This window comes from Deltaproteobacteria bacterium, assembly GCA_016874775.1.
Classification (GTDB): Bacteria; Desulfobacterota; Binatia; order Bin18; family Bin18; genus VGTJ01.
Window position 1 is genome coordinate 1 of record VGTJ01000251.1, and the last position, 6,441, is coordinate 6,441.

Annotated in this window: 4 protein-coding genes; all 4 read right to left on the reverse strand. The window is 54.4% G+C overall.

Translation table 11 applies throughout. The features are described from left to right. Positions 1-270 precede the first annotated feature (270 nt). On the reverse strand, positions 271-1,770 hold the full coding sequence (locus tag FJ147_26420; GenBank protein MBM4259421.1) for a hypothetical protein: 1,500 nt from the start codon (positions 1,768-1,770) through the stop codon (positions 271-273). Between the two features lie 59 nt (positions 1,771-1,829). Then, entirely contained in the window at positions 1,830-2,225 is a 396-nt protein-coding gene (locus FJ147_26425) for a hypothetical protein (protein ID MBM4259422.1), read from the reverse strand. Further along, positions 2,215-3,978, reverse strand: a complete 1,764-nt coding sequence (locus FJ147_26430; protein ID MBM4259423.1) for a M4 family metallopeptidase — start codon at positions 3,976-3,978, stop codon at positions 2,215-2,217. The genes FJ147_26425 and FJ147_26430 overlap by 11 nt, the downstream gene beginning before the upstream one ends. A gap of 99 nt (positions 3,979-4,077) precedes the next feature. Beyond that, entirely contained in the window at positions 4,078-6,129 is a 2,052-nt protein-coding gene (locus tag FJ147_26435) for a sodium-translocating pyrophosphatase (GenBank protein ID MBM4259424.1), read from the reverse strand. Positions 6,130-6,441: the final 312 nt, after the last annotated feature.

Sequence of the window (6,441 nt, forward strand, 5' to 3'; positions counted from 1 at the left end):
TCCACTACACCCGAAGTGATTCGAGACGCACTGGCGACGGTTTCTACCACACAAGTCCGGCAGTGGTGCCAGCAGCACCTGGGGCCGTCGCTCCAGGCCCAACGCCAACAGGCCTTCCGCCAGCTCACGCTAGCGGAAGAAAAGCAGGTCCACTTTCAACAGGCAGCGTGAGGCGTCTTTGCACCAGGCCAGGGCCCTCCTTGGTAGGGAGAGAGCTAGAGTGAGGGTCGACAGCTGAAGAATTAGGGAAACGTAATCGCAAGTCGTTAGTTACTGCACACCAATGATGACAAAATTTTGGCCACTTTCCTGCCACTGAATTTGCGTCGATCTGCCAGATTGAGGGAACCCAGGTACCGTGAAGGTGCCGCTTAGTCCACGTGGAAACTCACCGAGGCCGAGCGTCGCGACAGTGAAGGTTGACCGACCGACTTCTACACCATCGGCAAGAATGCGTACGAAATGGGTACCGTCTCCCACCAAGTTCCAGTTGAACAGCAGGCCGTAGCCATTATTCGTATCACCACATGCGCTTTGCGTATCTGCTCGTCCCGTGCCGTATGCGGCTTGGAACGTGGCGCGACCATCGATGTCAATATCAATGCGACTGGCGTTACAGACCCATCCAGAAATGAGACCAAATCCACTCTGGAACGAGCCAGGCGCAGGATTCTCCAATTGGGTGCCAGGATTATTGCTGCCCCCGCCGGTACTACTGCCGCCTGCGTTGGTGATCACGAAGTTCTGGTTGGCCTCTTGCCATTGGACACGTGCCGTTCTGCCACTCTGCGGGAAGTCCGGCAGCGAGAATGCGCCAGATAAGCCGCGAACAAATTGCCCAAGCCCTAACGTGGCCACGGTGAAGGTCGAACTCGCGATTTCTACGTTGTCAGCCAGTATCCTCACTCGATGTGTCCCTGGGCTCAGCAAGTTCCAGTTGAATAAGAGACTGAAGCCGTTGTTGGCATCCCCACAAGCGGTTTGTGTATCTCCGCGACCTGTGCCATAGGCAGCCTGGAACTGTGCTTGACCATCGATGTCGATATCGATACGCGAAGCATTGCAGACCCAGCCCGAGATCAACCCAATCCCACTTTGCACGGAGCCTGAAGCCGGGTTTTCCAATGCAACCCCTCCTGGCCCTGGCGCTGTCTGCCCGCGGCGGTAGATCACGCTATAGTCGGCGTTGCTCAACCATAAGGTTGGACTGCCGACCGGTGTGAGGCGATCGTTTGCCAGTGGTTGGCGAAACAAGGAAAATCCGGTCAGGGTTGAGCTATCAGCTTGTGAGTAAATGATAGCACTATCATCGCCAGTATAGGAGGGAACCCCAAACGGGCCATTGACGTTCGCGACTGCCTTGCAATCGCCAGTGCTGAGTTTGCACGCGAAGACCGTTGACTGATTGGTATCTTGGTCGAGCACGTCGAAGGTGGCAAAGTTGTCACTGGTACGACTGAAGCGCGGAAAACTAATGTCGATGCCTGGCGTTGGGGGAAAGATTGTTTGCGTGGTGTTGGTTGCCAGATCGATCGTGTAGATACTCCAGACACCAAATTCTGACCCATCAATGAGCGTCACTTCATTAAACGCATCATAGATTAGTGAACGGTCATCAGCAGAGAAATCCATACTATCGGCAAATATCACCGTATTGGCCGAAACACCGTCAATTGCCGGAGACGAGAGGACAAAGAGTTTGTTCTGCTGCCCAGGACGCAGATCAATGACTAAGATAAGGTTGGCAGGTAACCCACCATCGAGAAGCACGATGCCAAAAAGCAGCCCATCGCGTGAAACGGCTACCGAGCTGACCGTCCCCGGACGATTCAGGCATTCTTCTTCCGTTCCATCAGTGTTGATGAGGCAGATGTCGTTACGGGCATCGACGAAGACTGCGAATCTGCCATCACCCGAGACGACTGGCCGCGCGCTTCTCGCTTCTTTGCTCGATAAGCGGATTCCCAGGCTACTGTCTCCGCGACCTTCTTCCCGACGGGATAACAGGAGTTGCCCTGCTTCTCGTCGGAGGAACAGGGTAGAATCAGGTGCATTAATCGTCGGTAGCGTTGGTGGTTCTGGTGTCGGAGCTGCTGCGGCAATGCCGACTTGGTCAAAGACGGCGGCAGTTGCTGCCGTTTGTGGGGCACCGGCTCCGAAAATCTCTGTTGCCGCTCGAATACAGGCGAGCCGCGCATCGATAAATTGTGAATTTCATACCACATGTGTGGTCAAGGCACGGTAGAAGATACGTTCGGCGTCTCGAATACCGATAGCGTTCGTTGGTCCCTGCGCCAGCAGATAGAAGGCATGACCGATGATCGTGCTGTTGATATGGACGCCGCCATTGTCCTGCGAGGTGTTGATGAACTGACTCATGTTCCGTGGGTAAGGACCACACCCTGGGCAAATTTCGATCGCTGAGGGGTTGGCTAAGTTGCGCAGTGGTGCTCCCAACTGCGCTCCAACCAGCCAGTCTGGCCCACTACCGTTGGTCCGCGCTTCTGTCGCTTCGCCAAAAATATCTGAGAAGGCTTCGTTGAGCGCACCAGACTGGTTCAGGTATACGAGGTTGGCAGAAAACTGTGTCACTCCGTGAGTGAGTTCATGAGCTACAACATCGAGAGAACCGGCGAAGGGCAAGCCATCACCAAACAACATCATCTGACCGTTCCAGGCAGCGTTTTCGAAATTGGCGCCGAATCGCACGATGGCGAGCATCGTCCCACCTTGTCCGTCGAGAGAGTTGCGACTGTGACGTTCGAGAAAATAGTCGTAGGTTTGAGAAAGGCCGAAGGACGCGCTCACGGCATCCGGGAGAAAACCAGAGGTCGCACTATTGGAGGTGACCTGTGATACGGAAATGCGACCTTGTGCATCCGGATTCTTATTTGCCGCATCCAGTACGACAATTGCACCACGGGTCTTGTCCAACGCGGGTGGGTCCGAGGTCGGGTCGTACATCTGTTTGCTGGTGTCGATCATGAAGAATTGCCCGCCTTCAGAGAAGACGTTTAGCGAACGTGTCGTCCGAAAGAGATCGACACCGGAGCCGGAGACATTGGCGTCTGTGACCTGATTGTAGGCAGTGAGTGTCGCACCATTGAGAGCGTCAATAGCCACCAACCAGCGTGAAGTGTCAGAGACCGTGACTTCCATTTTCCACGCCAGACGCGGAGCGGTTTCGACGGGTGCGTGTATGATGAGTTCAGGATCACTGACTGTGGCGTTCGCGCTGCCTGGAACAACCGCTCGTGCTTTGTGCGCTGCAGTTTCAGAGGTAACGACTGGATGAGGCACGAACTTGCGTGGCGTAGGGATGAACGCCCCTTCGACGACATCCACATTGCCCTTGTCATTCAAATGCACGATGACTTCCGACGGCCACACCGGCAGGTTGTGGTACTGCTGCGTGAAGCGCAGATGGCACCGCTGGAGATGATCGACTGCATGCCGTGTCATGACTAGTTCGTGGTCCGGATTATCGAGACGAAGCAAATTGCAGTAGGTGCGTAAAAAGGTACGAGCGGTTTTCTCGTCACGATCAGGGCCTGGTACACCATCCGCAACCTGCGCTTGTAGCATCGGGCTAACGATTTGCATCGGGGTGCCAGTTGTCGGACGCAGGAGAATATCGACCGCGGTTTGAGTGCGTTGCTCCAACGTGGCAAAGGTGCGCAGTTGTTCAGGAGCCATTGCTGCCAGTGTCGCCTGACGTTGGTGCGCGGCGTGTCGTGCTTGCAGTCGCTCGCGCAGAAGAGTTGCCAACTCTTGTGTTGGTGTATCGAGTGCATTCTGTTGCAGGGCAACGCTGCGTAAAGAAGGGGTCCCGAGTTGAAGCGGGAAGGCCTTGAACGGGTGACTCTCGCCGTTCTCAGCGATACTCCACTGATAACTCACGCCAAGCGTAACAATCGTGCAGAATAAGAGGAGTACACTCCCAATAGTCTTGTGCCTTGTCTCGTATTTACGTCGCATATCACTCCCCACAGTGTGAAAAATGCCCCCAAAAAAAAGAGGGTAAGCACATGCTTACCCTCTTGTGAGACTTACCAGCAAAAACAAACAGAGACAAGTTTACAACAACGGAGCGATGACCAGCGAGACGACCGACATCAACTTGATGAGAATGTTCATCGACGGACCAGAGGTATCTTTGAAAGGATCACCAACGGTGTCACCGACAACTGCGGCTTTATGCGCGTCGGACCCTTTCTTTTCACCGGCAATTTCGCCTTTTTCAATCGCCTTCTTCGCATTGTCCCACACACCACCGGCATTCGACATCAGCAAAGCAAGCAACACCCCGCTCACGGTTGCACCAGCTAACATTCCTCCCAATGCTTCAGCACCCATGACGGTACCAACTAGCACTGGCGCGATGACTGCCGTGACACCTGGAAGGACCATTTCTTTGAGGGCGGCGGCGGTCGAGATATCGACACAGCGTGCAGCATCAGGACGAGCACCTTCTCGGCCTTCTAACAAACCTGGAATCTCACGGAACTGGCGACGGATTTCATCGACCATTTGACTCGCTGCGCGTCCGACGGCGGTCATAGTCAACGCACCAATGAAGAATGGCAAAATACCACCAATGAAAAGCCCGATCACGACGGTCGGGTTGGTGACGACGATTTGCAGCGGTGGGAGTTCTGCTGCTGCACGGTTTTGATCAACCGCCTGAGTAAAGGCGGAAAACAGCGCGAGAGCCGTAAGTGCTGCAGAACCGACAGCGAACCCTTTGCCGATTGCCGCTGTTGTGTTTCCCAACGCATCCAAACCGTCAGTGATTTTTCGTACTGCTGGGCCGAGTTCTGCCATCTCAGAAATTCCACCAGCATTATCGGCGATTGGACCGTAGGCATCGACCGTCATGGTAATCCCGACCGTTGCCAGCATGCCGATACCAGCGATCCCGATGCCATACAGGCCAGCGGTCCAGTTGGCAATCAGAATCGCCAAGCAAATCGCAAGCACTGGGAGGGCGCAGCTTTCGAGGCCGATAGCAAAGCCGTTAATGATATTCGTGGCAGACCCAGTTTTGCTGGCTTCTGCAACGCGGATGACCGGGGTCGAGGACGTGTAATAGTCGGTGATGCGACCGATGGCGAGACCGACCAAACATCCAGAAGTGACCGCCCAGAACACGGCATGGGCGACACCGAGTGACCAGACGAGAATGAGGGAAAGGAAAATAAAGACGGCGGCAGAAGTGTAGGTTGAATAGCGCAGGGCCGCAGCCGGGCCAACGTCTTTGAGCACGCGCATCGAATAGATACCGATGACCGAAGCGACAAGGCCAATGGCCGAGATGTCGAGCGGCAACGTCATTAACGACATACGAATGTGATCTTCGCTGATACCGTTCTGTGCGAGATCCATAGTTGCACTGACTGACAATGTGGCCCCAATGGCGATAGCTGCGATAATCGCGCCAACATAGGATTCGAATAAGTCTGCTCCCATACCAGCAACGTCACCGACATTATCGCCGACGTTATCAGCGATGACGCCAGGGTTACGCGGGTCATCTTCAGGAATGCCCGCTTCCACTTTGCCGACCAAGTCGCTACCGACGTCAGCCGCTTTGGTGTAGATACCGCCACCGACACGAGCGAACAACGCGATCGAACTTGCGCCCATGGCAAAACCGTTGATGTACTGAGCGGTTTGTGGGTCATGATACAGGTAGAGGAAGAAACCGACACCGATAAGTCCGAGGCTGGCAACTGATAGTCCCATCACGGCACCACCGTCAAAAGCGGTGAGTAACGCTTCCCCTTCGCCTTGATCTTTTGCCGCTTGCGAAGTGCGAACGTTCGCTTTGGTCGCTGCCTGCATGCCGAACAGACCAGCAAGGACTGAACACAAGGCACCGCTGACGAAGGCGATACCAGTCTGAAATTTGACGAAGATCCACAATAAGAGAAAAACGATTCCGACGAAGTAGGCGAGAATCGTGTACTCACGACGAAGGAATGCCATCGCGCCTTCATAGATGTAACCGGCAATTTCCCGCATGCGTTCATTACCGTCCGGGCGGTTACAGACTTCTCGGTAAATCACGAACGCGATGACGAGTCCTCCCATTCCTAAAAACGGCGAGATATTAGCTAGGAAATCCATAATGGGCGTATCCCTTCTATTGGCCGATAGAATTTGAGTTCACAGTGCTTGTCTGGCGAGAGAAGTGGTTCCCTGCTACCGCCCCGCCTCATAACACCGCGGCGAAAATAGACGCTTCCGCGACAAGAGTAAAGAGAGGTGGAAAGCCTTCAGGTCTCAGGTTTCGGTTTTCAGTAATCAGCTAAGGCACTTAGAAAAAACAAATTGAACAAGCAGCTTGAGGCGGCTACCCTGCTGGCATGACACGAGCGGAGCAAGTGGAATTCATTCGACACAAATATACGGCTTTGGCGCCCTTGCTGAACGAAAGGA